This is a genomic window from Eubacterium sp. AM46-8 (assembly GCF_003466705.1).
Lineage (GTDB): Bacteria > Bacillota > Clostridia > Lachnospirales > Lachnospiraceae > Lachnospira.
In genome coordinates, this window is the sequence record NZ_QSEU01000009.1 from 84,982 (window position 1) to 102,042 (window position 17,061).

At 37.9% G+C, this 17,061-nt stretch carries 13 protein-coding genes; 1 reads left to right on the forward strand and 12 read right to left on the reverse strand.

Features of this window, described 5'->3' with window-relative positions:
• Positions 1-255 precede the first annotated feature (255 nt).
• Entirely contained in the window at positions 256-1,998 is a 1,743-nt protein-coding gene (locus DW963_RS07685; RefSeq protein ID WP_353652790.1) for an ammonium transporter, read from the reverse strand.
• Between the two features lie 273 nt (positions 1,999-2,271).
• On the opposite strand from DW963_RS07685, the gene DW963_RS07690 reads away from it, so the two are divergent.
• Complete coding sequence (locus tag DW963_RS07690; protein ID WP_117914809.1) at positions 2,272-3,063, forward strand: helix-turn-helix domain-containing protein; 792 nt, start codon at positions 2,272-2,274, stop codon at positions 3,061-3,063.
• A gap of 53 nt (positions 3,064-3,116) precedes the next feature.
• On the opposite strand, the gene hemW is transcribed toward DW963_RS07690, so the two are convergent.
• From hemW to DW963_RS07745, 11 genes are all read right to left on the reverse strand, one after another.
• The gene (gene hemW / locus DW963_RS07695) at positions 3,117-4,274 is read right to left on the reverse strand and encodes a radical SAM family heme chaperone HemW (RefSeq protein WP_117914810.1); all 1,158 of its coding nucleotides are present in this window, start codon (positions 4,272-4,274) and stop codon (positions 3,117-3,119) included.
• Positions 4,264-6,078 carry a translation elongation factor 4 gene (gene lepA, locus DW963_RS07700; RefSeq protein WP_117914812.1) on the reverse strand — a complete coding sequence of 605 codons (1,815 nt, stop codon included), beginning with the start codon at positions 6,076-6,078 and terminating at the stop codon, positions 4,264-4,266. Before lepA ends, hemW begins: the two co-directional genes overlap by 11 nt.
• A complete protein-coding gene (locus DW963_RS07705; protein ID WP_117914814.1) occupies positions 6,078-6,854 on the reverse strand; it encodes an N-acetylmuramoyl-L-alanine amidase family protein in 777 nt (258 codons plus the stop codon). Before DW963_RS07705 ends, lepA begins: the two co-directional genes overlap by 1 nt.
• Positions 6,855-6,908: 54 nt before the next feature.
• Positions 6,909-7,649, reverse strand: coding sequence for an RNA polymerase sporulation sigma factor SigE (sigE, locus tag DW963_RS07710; RefSeq protein ID WP_117914874.1), 741 nt, complete (start codon positions 7,647-7,649; stop codon positions 6,909-6,911).
• A gap of 42 nt (positions 7,650-7,691) precedes the next feature.
• On the reverse strand, positions 7,692-8,558 hold the full coding sequence (locus DW963_RS07715) for a sigma-E processing peptidase SpoIIGA (RefSeq protein WP_158568661.1): 867 nt from the start codon (positions 8,556-8,558) through the stop codon (positions 7,692-7,694).
• A 142-nt stretch (positions 8,559-8,700) separates the two neighbouring features.
• Positions 8,701-9,870 (reverse strand): cell division protein FtsZ, encoded by a 1,170-nt coding sequence (gene ftsZ, locus DW963_RS07720; protein ID WP_117914818.1) that lies wholly within the window; start codon positions 9,868-9,870, stop codon positions 8,701-8,703.
• A 79-nt stretch (positions 9,871-9,949) separates the two neighbouring features.
• Positions 9,950-10,666 carry a cell division protein FtsQ/DivIB gene (locus DW963_RS07725; RefSeq protein ID WP_117914820.1) on the reverse strand — a complete coding sequence of 239 codons (717 nt, stop codon included), beginning with the start codon at positions 10,664-10,666 and terminating at the stop codon, positions 9,950-9,952.
• 25 nt (positions 10,667-10,691) lie between these two features.
• Positions 10,692-11,855, reverse strand: coding sequence for an FtsW/RodA/SpoVE family cell cycle protein (locus DW963_RS07730; protein ID WP_286169178.1), 1,164 nt, complete (start codon positions 11,853-11,855; stop codon positions 10,692-10,694).
• Positions 11,856-11,869: 14 nt separating this feature from the next.
• Positions 11,870-13,222, reverse strand: a complete 1,353-nt coding sequence (gene murD / locus DW963_RS07735; RefSeq protein ID WP_117914822.1) for a UDP-N-acetylmuramoyl-L-alanine--D-glutamate ligase — start codon at positions 13,220-13,222, stop codon at positions 11,870-11,872.
• A 48-nt stretch (positions 13,223-13,270) separates the two neighbouring features.
• Positions 13,271-15,037 (reverse strand): peptidoglycan D,D-transpeptidase FtsI family protein, encoded by a 1,767-nt coding sequence (locus DW963_RS07740; RefSeq protein WP_117914824.1) that lies wholly within the window; start codon positions 15,035-15,037, stop codon positions 13,271-13,273.
• A gap of 71 nt (positions 15,038-15,108) precedes the next feature.
• Entirely contained in the window at positions 15,109-17,043 is a 1,935-nt protein-coding gene (locus DW963_RS07745) for a peptidoglycan D,D-transpeptidase FtsI family protein (RefSeq protein WP_117914826.1), read from the reverse strand.
• Between the last annotated feature and the right edge of the window lie 18 nt (positions 17,044-17,061).

A 17,061-nucleotide genomic window follows, 5' to 3' on the forward strand; every position in this document is an offset into this window, starting at 1 on the left:
AAATTTAGGCGGCATAAATGTACCAGCTATAAATAACCAGATATACATTATACGTCCCTACATACTACTTAATATTTTATTATCTTTATTCCCAAAAGTAAAGGCATAAATGTGAGATTTCATGCTTATTTCATTATTAAAATGAATACAATGCCATTAAAAACTGGACTTTTCCAATGTCCAAGCATCGGAAAAGTCCAATTACACGATTTACTTATTCTTATTATTACTACATTTTATTACTATACCATTATATTAATCATCTTCACCCTGAAGTGCATCATAACCTGATTCTCCGGTTCTTACCTTTACTACATCCTCAACATCATATACAAAAATCTTACCATCACCGATATGACCTGTATAGAGAGCCTTTCTTGTAGCATTGATAACATCCATTACAGGAACTGAAGATATTACCATCTCAACCTGTGTCTTAGGAAGAAGCTGGATATCCATTGGAACACCTCTGTAATATTCAGGAGCACCCTTCTGTGTACCACATCCAAGGACCTGTGTAACTGTCATACCTGTAACTCCGATATCGTTCATGGCCTTCTTGAATCTCTCGAATCTCTCCTGCTTCATAAGAATCTCAACCTTAGTAATCTTCTTGCCATCACCTGCATCAGATGTCTTAACAAGAGCAGGTACTGAAGCATCCATTGATTCTGAACCGATTACATCAACATCCCCGTCAACAAAGTCCATACCACCAAATTCAAATCCGGCATAAGCACTTGAAAGGCCATGCTCCATAATATCAAGACCTCTGATTTCTTCTTCCTTAGAAGCTCTGAGTCCGATAGTAGCCTTAATTACTGTGAATACAATCACCATGCATACAGCTGCCCATGCTGCAACTGATACAAATCCTAATAACTGAAGTCCTAACTGTGTGAATCCACCACCATAGAAAAGGCCTTCGCCCTTAATTGTTCCGCCTTCAAGGGCAATTGCATATCCAGGAGCTGAGCTTGTTGCAAAAAGTCCAACAGCAATTGTACCCCAGATACCATTCATCATATGTACTGCTACAGCACCTACAGGATCATCAACATGAAGCTTGTAGTCAAGAAGCCATACGCCGAATACTACTAAAAGGCCAGAAACAATGCCTATCATTGTTGCACCAAATGCATCTGTTACATCACAAGGAGCTGTTATACCAACAAGACCTGCAAGTGAAGCATTTAAACACATTGAAACATCAGGCTTACCATATCTTATCCATGTGAATATCATACATGTTACTGTAGCTACTGCAGGAGCAACTGTTGTTGTAAGGAAAATAGAGCCTAAGTCTTCGATTGTTGTTGCTGCTGCACCGTTAAATCCATACCAGCCAAACCACAGAATAAATACACCAAGTGCACCAAGTGGAATGTTGTGTCCTGGGAAAGCATTTACCTTTATAACCTTACCATTAGCATCCTTTTCAAACTTACCAATACGAGGTCCAAGAATCTTAGCACCAATAAGAGCTGCAATACCACCAACCATGTGAATACAACAAGAACCTGCAAAATCGTGGAAGCCTAACTGTGCAAGCCAGCCGCCGCCCCAGATCCAGTGAGCTTCTATTGGATAGATAAGTGCTGAGATAACTGCTGAGTATACACAATATGATAAGAACTTTGTTCTCTCAGCCATGGCACCTGAAACAATAGTAGCTGTTGTAGCACAGAATACTAAGTTAAATACGAAACTAGAAAAATCAAAATCTTTGTAAGCTGTAAAGATATCAAAACCAGGTTTTCCAATAAAACCAAGTAAATCCTCACCTAATAAGAAACTGAATCCAATAAGAACGAACATTACTGTACCAATACAGAAGTCCATCAGATTCTTCATAATAATGTTACCTGAATTCTTTGCTCTTGTGAATCCTGTTTCTACCATTGCAAAACCTGCCTGCATCCAGAAAACAAGAGCTGCACCTATAAGGAACCACACACCGAATAATTCGGCATCTACCGCTGATAAAATCTCTTGCATAACCATTTCCTCCCTAATCAGAAATTCATTTTAATTTAATTGCCGGTAACAGAGTTGATCAGGTTCTGTACCTGATTAAACAGAATGCAAAAAAAGGCGTGCAGGCAGTTTTCCCAAACTGCTTACACGCCTTTGTGTACATCGCTGTTTAATTTATGTTGCCTATTATACTCGCCATTTTCAATAATTATTGAAAAAATCGGACATTTTTGTTGACTTTTTAATTTTTTCTTAATAATATTTTAATAAATAAACTTTTAGAGGAGATAATTTATGAAACATATGATACAGCCATTTGGAATTGACATGTACAACAAAGTACTTACTGATACTAAGTCATCTAAGCATATGTCCTTTTACGAAGCTGATAAAAGCGGTATGCCTGATAACTTTACAATTTCTTTTATTCCTTCATACACTACAGAATGGATAATATGTTACAACGACGGCAATGACAAATCGGAATTCATCTGTGCAGGCAGCCAGAATAAGCTCACAGAACTTTCTCTTAACGTATTTGACCACTATTTTGGAGTAAGATTCGACAATACAGGCTGTTACTTTAATAAAGGCTGTAATGCTAAGACCTACCCTGTGAACATAACAGATAATGTATTCCGTTATGAACCGGTGCCTGACTCATATGAGCTGCAGTTAGTTAAAGATTTCCACAAATCTTTAACATTTAAAGACAGAATTACACTTTTTAAAACATTTGTTACAGATTGCAAGACCTTCTGTCCTGTTTCTGAAAGCATTAAGGAACTCAATAACCTTATATATTCCGGTGCCGGTACTGTTGCAGAATTATCTGCAGAATCAGAATATTCTGTAAGACATATATCAAGACTTTACAATAAAGTTTATGGCATCGGAGCTAAGGATTTTATCAAAATGTACAGATTCCAGAATGTTCTGGCTGAGATAATTACCAATCCAGACCGCGATAACAGCTTCTTTATCGAGGGTACCGGTTATTCAGACCAGGCTCATTTCCAGAGGGAATTCAAAGCATTTACAGGAACCACTCCTAAGCAGTACATAAAACTTATTAAGAATTTTTAATATCCATAAAAGAGGTGACAGTCTCCGTTCTGTCAGACTGCCACCTCTTTTTATTAATCACCATCAGTTAATATGAAATCACTCATAACTGTATTGCATATATCAATGCCATATTCTGATAGCTTCAACATATCTGCCTGTCTTGTTAAAAGTCCCTTATTAATATTGCTCTCTATCTCTTTTTCATAGACTTTTTCAATCGGCATTCCGAATCTGTTCTGAAAATCATTCATGTCAATCCCTGCCATCTTTCTTAGTCCAAGAAACATGAATTCTTCCATTGCATCTTCTTTAGTCAGTATTTCAATATTTTCATGAAGTTTTCCTATATCACCATTAAACTCTATATACTTGTTAACATCTCTTATATCAGAATACCGGACATTTCCAATTAAACCTGCTGCCGAACATCCATATCCATAATACTCTCCTCTGTTCCAGTACAGCAGATTATGCCTGCATTCGTAACCCGGTCTGCTGTAATTAGAGATTTCGTATCTCTCATACCCTGCACTGTAAAGTCTTTCCTTAGTAATATAATACATGCGCCTGTCCTCATCCTCATCAGGAATGGGAGGAAACTTATCAATATTATCAGCAAGATATGTACCAGCTTCAAGAATAAGACTATATACCGATATATGCTCTGGCTGTAATGCTGTCACCATGTCAAATGTATTATTAAGTGACTTTTCAGTCTGCCCCGGAATAGCAGACATAAGGTCAACATTAATATTATTAAAGCCTGCAGCCCTTGCCAGTCTGAAGCTTTCCATAAACTGTTCAAATGTGTGTATTCGCCCAAGCATTTTTAATTCATTATTATCAGCAGACTGTAAGCCAAAGCTTAACCTGTTAACGCCTGCCTTCCTGTATTCTGAAAGCCTGCTTTCATTAACTGTTCCCGGATTACATTCCATTGTTATCTCGGCATCATCCGAGATATCAAAGCAATCTCTTACAGTAGTTAATATATCAGCTATACAGCCATCAGGCAGTACAGACGGAGTACCTCCGCCAAAGAATATGGATGTTATCTTATCTTTTACCTGCCCATCTGCTGTATTTCTGATTTCATTAATAAGTGCCTTAGTGTAAGCATATTTTACAGCATCACCAGCCGGAGCAGACAGAAAGTCACAATATATACATTTGTGTACACAAAAAGGGATATGTATATATATCCCTTTTTCATATGTTTTATTCATCATCTAACTTTAATACGCTCATAAACGCCTTCTGTGGTATCTCTACATTACCAATCTGGCGCATACGCTTCTTTCCTTCCTTCTGCTTCTCAAGGAGTTTCTTCTTTCTTGAGATATCACCACCGTAACATTTTGCAAGTACATCTTTTCTGAGTGCCTTGACAGTTTCTCTTGCAATTACCTTGCTTCCGATAGCTGCCTGAATAGGAATCTCAAACTGCTGTCTTGGAATCTCTTCCTTGAGCTTCTCACACATTTTACGGCCTCTCTCCTCAGCATTACCCGCAAATACAATGAATGAAAGTGCATCAACCTCTTCCTTGTTGATAAGAATATCAAGCTTGACAAGCTTAGAGCGTTCATAGCCCTTCATCTCATAATCAAATGACGCATAACCCCTTGAGCGGGATTTAAGTGCATCAAAGAAATCATATATAATCTCATTAAGAGGAAGGTCATACTTAAGCAGTGCCCTTGTCTGCTCAATATATTCCATTCCATTATATATGCCCCGTCTTTCCTGACAAAGCTTCATAATAGGTCCGACGAATTCTGTTGTAACCATAATCTCAGCACTTACCATAGGCTCTTCCATATAATCAATTTCAGAAGGATCCGGCATATTAGACGGATTAGTAAGGTCAATTACATCTCCGTTAGTCTTGTGAACCTTATATATAACGCCCGGTGCTGTTGTTACAAGGTCAAGATTATATTCTCTTTCAAGTCTCTCCTGTATAATCTCTAAATGAAGAAGTCCTAAGAATCCACATCTGAAGCCAAATCCGAGTGCAATAGATGTCTCCGGCTCAAACTGCAGGGCTGCATCATTAAGCTGCAGCTTTTCAAGTGCATCCCTCAGATCCTGATACTTAGCACCATCTGCCGGATATAGTCCGCAGTAAACCATAGGATTAACCTTCTTGTAACCCGGAAGCGGCTCTGCACACGGTCTGTCATTGTCAGTAACTGTATCACCAACTCTTGTATCTCTTACATTCTTGATACTTGCTGTAATATAACCAACCATTCCGGCTGTAAGCTCATCACATGGGATAAAACGGCCTGCACCGAAATATCCAACCTCAACGACCTCTTCCACAGCTCCAGTTGCCATCATTCTTATCTTAGTACCCTTCTTGACAGTACCCTCTTTGATTCTTACAAATATGATAACACCTTTATATGCATCATATAACGAATCAAATATAAGTGCTGAAAGTGGTGCGGAAGCATCTCCTGATGGTGCCGGAATCTTAGTTACAATCTGTTCAAGAACCTCTTCAATATTAATTCCGTTCTTGGCTGATATAAGCGGTGCATCCTGTGCCTCGATTCCTATAACGTCCTCAATTTCTTCAATAACTCTTTCAGGTTCTGCACTTGGAAGGTCTATCTTATTAATTACCGGAAATACATCAAGGTCATGGTCCAATGCAAGATATACATTAGCCAGTGTCTGTGCCTCAATTCCCTGTGCGGCATCTACTACAAGTATTGCACCATCACAGGCCGCAAGTGCTCTTGACACCTCATAATTAAAGTCGACATGTCCTGGAGTATCGATAAGATTAAATATATATTCCTGTCCATCTGATGCCTTATATACAGTTCTTACTGTCTGTGCTTTAATTGTAATTCCTCTTTCTCTCTCAAGATCCATGTTATCAAGAATCTGTTCCTGCATCTCTCTTGATGTGAGAAGTCCGGTTTTTTCAATAATTCTGTCAGCCAGTGTTGACTTACCATGATCAATATGTGCAATAATACAAAAATTTCTTATGTTCTTCTGATTAATTCCTGCCATTAGTATAACCCCGCTTGTTTTAAATAATCTTTTATGCCATCTGCTATGGCTTGTGCTGTCTTAGTTTTATCAGTTGTTACTTTCTTTAAATCTGACACATTAGTTATAAAGCCCATATCTATTATTGTGCTTGTACATTTGCTATGGGCGTTAATATAATAATTATCCTTTGCATCTGCAACTGTACCGGTTTTCACTCCACGATTCTTAATTCCAGTACTTTTTTCAATGCTCTTAAGAATAATCCTTGAAAGTTCTGCTGCCTCAACAGGCTTTGTCGTGTAAATATAACTCTCAGCACCGGAAACTGATGTATCTGCATTATATGAATTCATTCTAAGCGACACACATATATATGCATTTGACGAATTACATATCTTTACACGTTCTTCGTCTGTAACATCCCTATCTGATGTTCTTGTCATGACAACCTCAATCCCATCTGATTCAAGCTTTGACTTAATATCAAGAGCCATTTCAAGATTTATATCCTTTTCCTTCCTGCCTGATGACGACACACCCGTATCCTTTCCACCTTTTGATGGATCAAGACAGACTACAGCCTTTGAAGACGCCCTTTTAGATTCAACATTCTTATTATCGTTAAGATATCCGCTTGTTCTGGTTTCACTCTCGGTTTCCTTGCCAATAACGTTTCCTTCACTTACAGTATCCTTAAAGAAATCATTATACACCATTAAAGTGATAACCAGCAAGCAGACAAGTGTAGCCAGTCCGAATAATTTATCTATTCTAAATGTTCTGCGATGTTTCATTATAGTACTCCATTAATATTTCTTGTACTATTGTCCATAAGGAAGGGGCAAATGTCAACAACTTTTAACCATTTCTTTTCTTAACTGACGCATTATTTTCTTTTCAAGCCTTGAAATATATGATTGTGAAATACCTAACATGTCAGCCACTTCTTTTTGTGTCTTCTCCTCTCCATTCTCTGAGCTTAAACCAAATCTTAAATCAACTATTATTCTTTCACGCTCCGGAAGCTGATTTATAGCTCTTTTAAGCATTTTACACTCGACCTCTGTCTCAATATCCTTATATATAATATCCTCGTCAGTTCCAATAATATCTGACAGCAGCAGTTCATTGCCATCCCAGTCAACATTAAGAGGTTCATCTATTGAGACTTCCGCCTTAATCTTACTGTTTCTTCTAAGATACATAAGAATCTCGTTTTCTATGCATCTTGAGGCATATGTCGCGAGTTTGATATTCTTGTCTTTATCATACGAATTAATTGCCTTGATAAGTCCTATTGTTCCAATTGATATTAAATCCTCTACTCCAACCCCGGTATTGTCGAATTTCTTCGCAATATATACTACCAGTCTTAAATTATGTTCTATCAGAGTGTGTTTTGCTTCAGCATCAGAAGCTGTCCCCAGTGCTTCTATTGCGTTCTGTTCCTCACTTGCCCCAAGTGGTGCCGGCAATATATCTGTCCCACCTATATAATGTACGTCACCCTGCTTTAATAAACAAAAATTCTTTATAGAAGGCATTACCTTAAACTGAAAATGATCCGCCATTGCAACCTTTACTACCATATTTCTATCCATCCTTTTATTTTCTTCAAACTTCCGATTCTTCTACATAATCATGTCCTTCCCCAAAAGGGCATGATAATCCCCATTCTTATTAATCTGCCTAAGAGACATGCCTATAGCCGCATGCTCCCTTTTCACAACATTTTCTCCCTCGTATATATGTATATAATCTGCTGTTATGATTTCCATCATCCCACCTGAATTTCCCACACTGTTATATGGAATCAGATGATATCCAAGCTTTTGTAAGTTATCTATGTCACTGAGAATATCGCTGAAATACGTTCTTTCAACCACTGTAACAGGTCTTTTCCCAACATAATCAATAAGGCTGTTGCCTGTATCAATTATTGCGTCCATTTCAAATTCCCGTTCTGCTACGCCAATCACAATGTGTCTTTTCAAACCATCTGTTATCCTGATAGTTTTAAGTGTCTTAAGCACAATGACAACAACTATAACCGTCACAGTAAGAAAGATTACAAGCTCACTGTCAGACAGAATTACATTTTCAATAAAATACCCTGCAAATGTGTACTTTAACCAATGCATTATCCCACCTGCAAAAAGTGCAGTAAGAATCATTCCTGCACCTGCTTTCAACAGATTCCTCATATAAAGCTTTAATTGTTTTGATGTTTTCTGCTTAAAGTTCTTATTTCCCGAAAGCATTATAATTGCCATGATTAATGTTACCGGACCATATGTAATGAACTTTTCAAGCAGTGCAAATCTTAGTGGAATACACACGCATATGACAGCCCATGCAGCTCCTAAAGTGGCAGAAATAATCATTCTGGATATTCTGGCAGAAAATTTAAATATCCAGTCTGTTATAAGCAGCACGCACAGGTTTGCCACAAAGTTTATTCCAAACAGAACATCTGCATATATAACCGTTTCGTACATCACCTCCTTGTTTTGAATCTGTTTCTTTGTTACAAGTGGAATTATATACGACATGATATGCAAAATTTGTCAAAACGACAGAGTGGGTACAAAAAAACACCGCCAGCAGACTGACGGTGTTAAATATACTTATATTAAATTATTACTTCTTATTCTTCTGTAAGAATGTTGGAATTGTGATTCCTCTGTCCTTAACCTGTGGTGTAACAGGTGATGGCTGCTTAAGTCCTGGAAGTGGAACATCATTTGATACAGAAGATGTTCTAGCTGGCTGTGAATATGTATACTGTGGCTTTACATTAACAGTTGGTCTTGTTGCCTGTGCCATACCTGCAAATCCTGCCATAGCCTTATTAACGTTACCATCTTCAAGACCTGTTGCAATAACAGTGATTGTAGCCTGATCTGTAACGCTCTCATCATACATAGCACCAAAGATTATGTTAGCATTATCTCCTGCAAGTTCCTGAACGTAGCTTGCAGCTTCATTAGCTTCAATAAGACTGATATCACCTGAGATATTGATGATAACATGAGATGCACCCTCAATAGTTGTCTCAAGAAGTGGGCTTGTAACAGCCTGCTTAACAGCTTCTATAGCCTTATCATCGCCTGTAGCTGTACCGATACCGATATGTGCAACACCCTTGTCCACCATAACAGTCTTAACATCAGCAAAATCAAGGTTAATAAGACCCGGTACATTAATAAGGTCTGTAATTCCCTGAACAGCCTGCTGTAACACTTCATCAGCCTTCTTTAATGCCTCTGGCATAGTTGTTCTTCTGTCTACTATCTCTAAAAGCTTGTCATTCGGAATAACAATAAGTGTATCTACGTTCTCCTTAAGCTTCTCAATTCCTGATTCAGCATTAGCCATTCTTGTTCTTGCTTCAAACTTGAAAGGTTTAGTAACAACACCAACTGTAAGAATTCCCATATCTTTGGAAATCTTAGCTACAACTGGAGCTGCACCTGTACCGGTTCCGCCACCCATACCACAGGTAACGAATACCATATCAGCACCTTTAATTGCCTGTGTAAGTTCTTCAACATTCTCCTCTGCTGCCTTCTCACCAATCTCAGGCTGTGCGCCCGCTCCAAGTCCCTTAGTGAGCTTTTCACCAATCTGGATAGCTGTTGGAGCCTTACATAAAGTAAGTGCCTGACTATCAGTATTAATACCGATAAATTCAACTCCTCCAATATTCTCATCTATCATTCTATTAACTGCATTATTACCTGCTCCACCTACACCAACAACTATAATCTTTGCTGATGACTCCTGGTCATTAGTCATTATCTCTAACAAGGTTGCTGCCTCCTTTAATATCTGAAAATTGCACTACATAATATATTATAATCTTTCGTGTAAAATATCAACCGTTTTTTTACTTTTCACGTTTAAAAATTATAGAACTTTCATCACCATTATAATCATCAAGATACAGTGTTCCTTTAAGTGTTCCGAATCTTGCTGACAACTGTTTCAATTCAAAAAGCCTGTCCGTAAAATCCTTGCTGTTTCCAAGGCTTACCTTAACGTCGCCCATATAAAGCGTAATATTATAAGAGGCATCAAAATACACCTTATCCACATTAATATCATACTTATCAAAGCTCTGTGTAAGATCAAGTATCGTATTGTATATTTCTGAATTACCTACATCAAGTTTATTGTTAATCACTATTGAATCAAACTTCAGTCCATCAATCTCAGGCACATTCTCGTATACATCCGTTGAACTTTCTACAACTATTCCATCTTTATCAAAATACATGTTACATCCCATGTATTTTACATAACCAACTATAGCCTTTTCGTATATTGTAACATACAACTTATCAGGCCAGTCAGTCTCTACATCATATTTCTGGATAAAAGGTATCTTGTTATCCTTTTTCCCAAACATTTTATAATACAGAACATTGACATATCTGCTACCGAATATATACTTTTTAAGTTCGTCATCAGAGTAGTGTACAGAGCCGACAAACTCTATTGTTTCAGCCTCAAAAACCTTATATGTAACACCAGCTGTTGTTCCAGCCAGGGCAAAAATTATAATAATGATAATTAATGCTTTCTTTCTTTTCTTCTTACCCATTATCTTTCCAACTTAATCTGACTACTTATGTTAAACACCACACCCATCTCTGCGAACAGGAATACCGCCGACGTGCTCCATAACTGATGAACGGAAGTGACACACCTGTATTAGGTATTGTGTTAGTTACTACTGCAATATTAAGTATTACCTGTATTGCAATATGTGCAAATACACCAGCTGCAAGCATTGAGCCATAAAGATCAGGTGCATTCTGCGCTATATGATTAATTCTCCATAACATAACCACAAAAAGTGCAATAAGACAGAAAGCGCCAAACAGTCCTAGTTCCTCACATATAACTGAAAATATCATATCATTCTGTGATTCAGGTATGTAGCCAAGCTTCTGGAGACTCTTTCCAAGTCCTTTTCCAAATAATCCGCCTGAACCTATAGCATACAAAGCCTGAACAGTCTGATATCCCTTATCATCAATGTACTTTTCTGGATTAAGCCATACAAGTATTCTATTAAGTCTGAATTTACCTGTCATATTGCCTGACGCAGCCATTCTTTTGATCCATGAATAGAATCCGGTAAATGCCGCTGCAGCAAGTCCTGTCAGTATAATATATATCTTATATCCAGGATAAGCTACAAATGTCATGACAACCGATATCAATGCGACAATGAGTGCACTACTTAAGTTAGATGACAAAAGATACACCAGCCCTGCCGGTAAAATTCCTGCAATAATACATATTACAATAACTGTCCTGAATTTCTTGATATTCTGTCCAGCCCTTATAATAAGCCACGCCGTCATCGCAATGGTTCCAATCTTAACAAGCTCTGCCGGCTGGAACTGTCCTCCTGGAATCCTGATCCATCTTGTTGCACCATTTCTTGTAATACCAAGAGGTGTCTTTAAAAGAAACATGCAGGCCAGACCCACGAAATATATTACAAGTCCGAACTTTTTAAAATAATGATAATCAAAGAATTTCGTTTCAAATGCCATAACAATCAGGCCAAGTATTGTAAATATAAGCTGTTTCCTGAAATAAAACTCAGGATCACCTTCTTCAATCTGAGCCGTATATGAGCTCGTACTGTAAATCATGGTAAGACCAAATCCAACTATGAATACCAGTACAAACAGAAGCGTATAATCAAAGTAAAATCCGTATTGTTTTTCTTTTTTTCTCGTTCTTCTATTCTTATTATTTCTATTATTCCCCGGCATATAGCACCGCCTTTTTACAGATTATTAACAAGATCCTTGAATATTCTTCCTCTCTGTTCATAATTATCGAACATTCCCCAGCTTGCACATGCAGGAGATAAAAGAACCGCGTCTCCACTTACCGCATTTTTAGCACATATATCTACTACCTGTTCCATTGAATCAGCATATTCAATATTCTCAAAGCCGTATTTCTTACATGTATCAGCAATCTTGGCACTTGTCTGTCCTATAAGTACAAGAAGCTTAACCTTATCCTTAAACGCCTTTACATAAAGGTCGAATTCTGAGCCTTTATCATAACCTCCGCCGATGAGAATTGTAGGCTTAATCATAGCTTCAATAGCCTTAACTGCTGCCTCTGGGTTAGTTCCCTTGGAATCATTATAGTAATCAACGCCATTCTTGGTTGCAACGTATTCAATTCTGTGTTCAACAGCCTTAAATTTCTTAACCTGTTCTATTATAATATCATCAGGAATTCCGGCAGCCTTAGTCATTGCAATTGCTGCACATACATTTTCATAGTTATGCTTTCCTAAAAGATTCATGTCATGAACATTCAACATGTCATAATCATTAGTTCCATCTGTATACTTAATCATCTCACCATCTACATATGCTCCGACTGATGGCTTTCTTTCACTTGAAAACCACACAACATCAGCCTTACACTCAGGTGCAAAGTCTGTAAGATACTTATCCTCAAGATTAAGCACACATGTATCTGCCTTAGTCTGGTTCTCACTTATTCTTTCCTTGGTCCATGCATAGCATTCCATTGTATGGTGTCTGTTAAGATGGTCAGGTGTAATATTAAGAATTGCAGATACAATCGGATGGAATTCATGTACTGTCTCTAACTGGAAGCTGCTTATCTCAGCAACTGTATATGAATCCTCACTTGTCTTTAACACTTCACCTGTATATGAATTGCCTATATTACCAACGACAAATGTTTTCTCATTATATGCAGCAATTATCTGTCCAACAAGTGCTGTAGTTGTTGTCTTTCCGTTAGTTCCTGTAATTGCAATAATCTTACCCTTATCATAATTATATGCAAGCTCAATCTCGCCCCATACAGGAATACCGGCATTCTTAAATGTAAGCACTATCGAACTGTCAATAGGAACACCCGGACTTATTACAAGCAGGTCTATCCTGGAAAGAAGTGCCTCATCAAATGCTCCAATGATAATCTCTGCCTTGTTATCTCCTAACTTCTCCTGCACCTTCTGTCTGTCAAGCTTTTCATTGCCATCATACAGTATGCAGTCAGCACCAACTTTATTCAAAAGGTCTACGGCTCCAATACCACTTATACCTGTTCCCACGACCATTACCGTCTTATTCTTTAAATCCATCGTCGTTTACTTCCTTTCATACAAAATGTATACTAAAATATATTACTATCAATCATCGTTTTTTTCAAGTTGAACTGTCCTCTCAATGCCAATATACGGCAATATATTTTCATATAGTGTCTTAACAACAGGAGCTGCAATTGTTCCTCCATAATATACGCCTTTCGGTTCATCAATTAAGCACATGGCTATAACCTGTGGATTATCAGCTGGAGCAAAGCCTATGAATGATGAAATATACTTTCCTGAACCTCTTGGCAGCTTCTGTGATGTTGCTGTTTTTCCCCCTATTGAATAGCCATCAATATACGCTTTCGTTCCTCCGCCTTCTGACACTACTCCCTCAAGAATCTTTTTCATCGTTTCACTCGTTTGAGATGATATTGCCTCATCCTGTGTTGAATATGCAAATTCATTTACCACTGAACCGTCAGATGAACTTGTATACAGTCCAAAATGTGGTGTAACAAGTCTTCCTCCATTTACAATCGCCGAAACAGCTCTTAACATCTGAACAGGTGTTATCTGGAAAGACTGTCCGAATGACATTGTGGCAAGCTCAACCGCACCTACATTTTCCTGCTTATGAATAATCGTTCCTGCCTCTCCTGACAGATCTATACCTGTCTTTGCAAGAAGTCCAAGCTTACCCATGTACAGATACATATTATCAGTACCGACTCTTCTGCCCCATTCAACAAATGCCGGATTGCACGAATTATACACTGTATGTGTAAAATCCTGTGTTCCATGCCCTGTTGTTTTGTGGCATCTTATTCTTCTGTCAGAAACAACCGTTGCACCTGAACATGTGAAAGAATCATTTAAACCCACCACGCCCGTTTCAAGTGCCGCTGTTGCTGTAACAGTCTTAAATATTGAACCCGGCTCGTATGTATCATTAATGCAGAAATTCCGCCACATATTATTAAGAAGATCCATCTTATCCTTCTGTGCATCTTCTTCGTCCGGTTCATAATTAAGCTCATACGGAGAATTAAGGTTATATTCAGGAACATTTGCCATAGCAAGTATCTCGCCATTATCCGGACGCATTACAATTATGCTTACCTGTTTTGCCTCTTTCTTGACCATTGTCTCCCACGCAAGCTGGGTTGCATATTTCTGTATATTAACATCAAGTGTTGTATACAGATCCAGTCCGTCAACCGGGAGAACACGATCTTCATAACTGCCCTTTATCTCTATCCCACCTGCATCAGACAACGTAAGAATCTGTCCGTTAGTGCCTGCCAGATATGTGTCATACTTGGCTTCAAGACCCAGTATTCCCTGATTATCAGCACCTGTAAAGCCAAGCACCTTGGATGCCAGTTCATCATACGGATATACTCTCTTATAGTCTTCATCAACCTTGACACCAGCAAGATTATATTTTCTTATTTCATCCCCTATTTCTTTTGCCACATTTGTCTTAATATATTCCATGGAAGATACCTTCTTAACCTTCTTTGTAACTTCTTCCACATCTATATCAAGCTCACCAGCAAGAACTTTTATCACCTTCTCTTCATCTTCTATCTGGCTGTGTATTACAGAAACTGTACATACAACTTCATTGGCTGCAAGCACTGTCCCGTTCCTGTCAAGTATTCTTCCCCGCTTAGCTTTTATCTTTCTCTCACGCTGGTGAAGTTCATCTGCCTTCTGCATATAATACTCAGACTTTGCTGTCATAATAATTCCCAGTCTGACACACTCAAAAATACTGACAAGTAATACTGCTACTATCATAAATACCAGTTTTTTTCTGTGACCAGTATTAAGCCACCCAAATCCCATACCATCTTTCATTAATAAATAACCCCGCTTTAGTCTTCTACATTTTATGAGAAGCAAAGCAGGGTTATTCTACTTATTATTACTTAATTGTCCGTATTGCCTGATGTATTACTCTCTGCTGATGTAACTGGAACATCTGAAACACCTGATTCCTCTGGTGCATTTCCCGGATCAACATATGGCTCATCCGTGTCCTTATACACATTCATATAAGGCATCAGCTCCGTCAAAATATCTTTTGCAAGGATAAGTGCATCTGATGTACTCCCTGATGTACCAGTCGTTCCATCAGGTTCATCAAGAACAATATATATTGCAAACTTAGGATCATCTGCCGGAGCGTGCCCTATAAATGAGATAACCCACTTAAGGTCAGCTCTTGGTATCTTCTGTGCAGTACCTGTCTTTCCCGCAATTGAATACCCCTCTATATAAGCCTTATGTGCAGTTCCTAACTCGACTGTATTTTCAAGATATTTTCTGAGATATTTTGATGTTGAAGCTGTTACCGTCTGTCTTACAAGAACCGGCGAATTTTCTTTAACAACTTCTCCATTAGCCGATTCTATTCTCTTAACAATATGTGGCTGATAATACTTACCATCATTAATAAGTGAACTATATGCTGAAATCATCTGAATCATGTTAACATTGATATTCTGTCCAAATGAATTGGTTGCTGCATCTATCGTAGTTATCTTATTCTCATCATACATAATACCTGTTGCTTCACCTGGAAGGTCTACACCAGTTTTTGCACCAAATCCAAACATTTTCTGATACTGTGCAAACCTTACATTACCAAGTTTTATCGCAATATTAATCATGTATGGATTACATGAATTTTCCAGTGCCTGCGACAATGTAAGCACACCGTGGCTTCCTATTGAAGAGTATGAATGACATTTAATCATGTCAGGTCCGACATACTCATATCCCTTACATTCATATGTATCCCCATCATGTACAACGCCTTCTTCAAGACCCGCTGCAATAGTGAATGGCTTATAAGTTGAACCCGGCTCATATGACTGTGATACACAGTAATTAGTCCAGAGCTGATATAATGAGTTAGTTATATCTGTATCAGACATTGAAGCTAACTGCTCCGCAGAATATACATTTTCAAGATTTCTCGGATTATTAAGATCAAACTGTGGATAACTTGCCATTCCAAGAATCTCGCCATTCTTAGGATTCATAACAACAATCGCTGTATTCTTAGATGGTTTTTCCTGATTATACGCAACCATATATTTCTCTATTATGGACTGAACATTATAATCAATTGTTGTAATAATATTATTACCATTAACTGCTGCCTTAGTTGTCTCTACTGCGTTAAGGTCTTCATCAACATAGCTGTATGTAACTCCGTCTGTTCCTGAAAGTTCATCATCATACTGGCTTTCAAGGCCAAGCTCACCACCATTGACATTGGATGAAAATCCTATAACATCACACGCAAGTGTACTGAACGGATATTTTCTCACATAGCTCTCCTCAAACCATACACCATATATATTGCTGTTCTTCTGTGCTTTAAGCTCATTGAATTCAGCTATCTCATCTGATGTCAGTTCCTTAAGAAGTTTCTGATACTGGCTTGTAGGATTATCATTAATTACTTTCTTAATATTATCTCTATCAAGATTAAAGCATTTAACCAAAGCATCAATAGTATTGTTAATGTACTTTCCATCCTCTGATGTAACACTCTTAACATCAAGTATGAGATTATACACTTTCTCACTATATGCAAGGATAGTTCCATCACTTGATGTAATGTTGCCTCTCATATACGGAATAGTTGTTGAAGTATATGTCTGATGGTTAAGTACCGCCTGTGAATACTCCTCTCCATGTGTATAATTAATCATAAATATCCTGACTCCGAGAGCCAGAAGCATTACGAAAACTATTATAAATGCTACATTTATTCTTCTGTGTGTTCTCTTAAGCATAGCACGCTTACGGCGCATTTTTTTCTTTCTTATTGCTTCGCTGGTATTGTCCATAAATTTATCAATCCTTTA

Excerpts from the sequence above, each read along its gene's own strand:
- DW963_RS07685 (WP_353652790.1), bottom strand. The coding sequence starts at position 1,998 with ATGCAAGAGATTTTATCAGCGGTAGATGCCGAATTATTCGGTGTGTGG.
- DW963_RS07690 (WP_117914809.1), top strand. The coding sequence starts at position 2,272 with ATGAAACATATGATACAGCCATTTGGAATTGACATGTACAACAAAGTA.
- hemW (WP_117914810.1), bottom strand. The coding sequence starts at position 4,274 with ATGATGAATAAAACATATGAAAAAGGGATATATATACATATCCCTTTT.
- lepA (WP_117914812.1), bottom strand. The coding sequence starts at position 6,078 with ATGGCAGGAATTAATCAGAAGAACATAAGAAATTTTTGTATTATTGCA.
- DW963_RS07705 (WP_117914814.1), bottom strand. The coding sequence starts at position 6,854 with ATGAAACATCGCAGAACATTTAGAATAGATAAATTATTCGGACTGGCT.
- sigE (WP_117914874.1), bottom strand. The coding sequence starts at position 7,649 with ATGGTAGTAAAGGTTGCAATGGCGGATCATTTTCAGTTTAAGGTAATG.
- DW963_RS07715 (WP_158568661.1), bottom strand. The coding sequence starts at position 8,558 with ATGTACGAAACGGTTATATATGCAGATGTTCTGTTTGGAATAAACTTT.
- DW963_RS07725 (WP_117914820.1), bottom strand. The coding sequence starts at position 10,666 with ATGGGTAAGAAGAAAAGAAAGAAAGCATTAATTATCATTATTATAATT.
- DW963_RS07730 (WP_286169178.1), bottom strand. The coding sequence starts at position 11,855 with ATGCCGGGGAATAATAGAAATAATAAGAATAGAAGAACGAGAAAAAAA.
- murD (WP_117914822.1), bottom strand. The coding sequence starts at position 13,222 with ATGGATTTAAAGAATAAGACGGTAATGGTCGTGGGAACAGGTATAAGT.
- DW963_RS07740 (WP_117914824.1), bottom strand. The coding sequence starts at position 15,037 with ATGAAAGATGGTATGGGATTTGGGTGGCTTAATACTGGTCACAGAAAA.
- DW963_RS07745 (WP_117914826.1), bottom strand. The coding sequence starts at position 17,043 with ATGGACAATACCAGCGAAGCAATAAGAAAGAAAAAAATGCGCCGTAAG.